At 41.4% G+C, this 1,690-nt stretch carries 2 protein-coding genes; both read left to right on the top strand.

Annotated features, from left to right (window positions below; genetic code table 11):
- Positions 1 to 514: 514 nt before the first annotated feature.
- Entirely contained in the window at positions 515 to 1,039 is a 525-nt protein-coding gene (locus tag QZT26_RS17485; protein ID WP_099326880.1) for a zeta toxin family protein, read from the top strand.
- Complete coding sequence (locus tag QZT26_RS17480) at positions 1,036 to 1,218, top strand: hypothetical protein (RefSeq protein ID WP_099326879.1); 183 nt, start codon at positions 1,036 to 1,038, stop codon at positions 1,216 to 1,218. Before QZT26_RS17485 ends, QZT26_RS17480 begins: the two co-directional genes overlap by 4 nt.
- Positions 1,219 to 1,690: the final 472 nt, after the last annotated feature.

Here is a 1,690-nt window from a genome sequence, read left to right as displayed (position 1 = left end):
CAAAATCACTGATGACCAAATGAAAGAAATAAACATAAACAAACACAGTGTCTTGCCAGATTGGAATTATACAATTTCACTTAACTAAATTAATAAAAATACCAAATTATTTTTGGACAGTGCCTTACTTAATCTTTGATCAACTCTGAACTTCTCAAGAAGAATAGAAACAAGGTATCTACAGACCCATCAGATCGAAAGACTCAGGAACTGCTTGAAAATCATTTAATTCAGGGGACACCGTACTTAATTATTGACTCAGTGTTTAAAAACGGTTAAGATTCCCCGCTAGCTAGGATCGCTCGTGTGGTAGTCCCAGGAGCATACTACGCCGGCAGAAGCCTGGTACCACAAAAGAAAAGTGAAGATTCCTAATATTACGTATGGTGTCCTCAGAATTTCCGCCAGAATTTCCGCAATAAAATCCCTACACTTGCACAATATCGTAAATCGATCATCCACAAATGTGTAACGGGAAAGCGACGGATTACCGAAAATGGTTTAAAGGATCAACATGGTAAAAAAAAAGAATATCGTTATCATTGCCGGACCTAACGGGGCAGGAAAGACCACGTTTGCCAAAGAGTTTCTGCCGAATGAGGCGGGCTGTCCCATCTTTGTTAATGCTGATTTGATAGCTGCAGGGCTTTCTCCTTTTTTCCCTGAACATGCAGCTTTCCGTGCGGGCAGGCTGATGTATGAAGAAATTAAAACGCACCTGCTTCGTAATGATGGCTTTGCCTTTGAAACAACACTTAGCGGTAAAATATATGCACAAATGATACCCGAATGGCAAAAGAGGGGATACACGGTAAAGTTGATATTTCTGAGTCTTCATGATGTAAAGATTGCCATTGAACGGGTAAAAGGGAGGGTTTTGCAGGGTGGCCATAATGTGCCTGAAGAGATTATCAGACGACGGTTTGGAAAGGGATGGTTTAATTTTTACCACATTTACAAGCAGTTGGTAGATACCTGGATTCTTTACGACAACTCAGGCAGAACGCCAAAACTGCTTGAAGAAGGAGAAAAGAGATGAATGGAAAAAAGAGACAGATTCATGACAAAGACCTTGAGAATGTAGAAGCTGCATTGCTAAGAGCGGCAAAAAGAGCAAGGGAAATAGCCAAACAGACGCATACTCCACTGGTTTATTACGAAAACGGACGCGTAGTTAAAATATTTGTTGAACAGGATGAGGATAGACAGGAAAACTGATCAATCATGTTTGAACGACCGGGAAAGAAGTACCAACGATATATCATCGAATACCTCATACGCGAACACAAGCACGCCGTGCTGAGCCGGGTGGTAAGGATGGGTTAAGCGGATAGAATCCATCAATGCCTTTTTTTGTTGGGTGTGCTTCGCCCAACCTCTAATTGACACCTCGAACATCTCAAGAAGAATAGAAACAAGGTATCTACAGGCCCATCAGATCGAAAGACCCAGGAACTGCTTAAAAATCATTGCACAAAAAACATATCAATCCTCGAACCATTAAAACGGATGTTCACCCCAAGTCAAAAAACAAAAGTGCCGTAAAAGCCTTATATTTATTGGCTTTTACGCCGAACAGCAAGCTTTTTTCTAGTGACTACCCGTATGTTCCGGCTTGGCAATACTTCTGGCAACTTTATCTGTAATGCCTCTAATAATTCATGTGATTGTTGCCGCGGACGCGGGATCT

The organism is uncultured Candidatus Kuenenia sp., from assembly GCF_900696675.1.
Classification (GTDB): Bacteria; Planctomycetota; Brocadiia; order Brocadiales; family Brocadiaceae; genus Kuenenia; species Kuenenia stuttgartiensis_A.
This window is presented reverse-complemented; position numbering and strand designations above follow the sequence as displayed.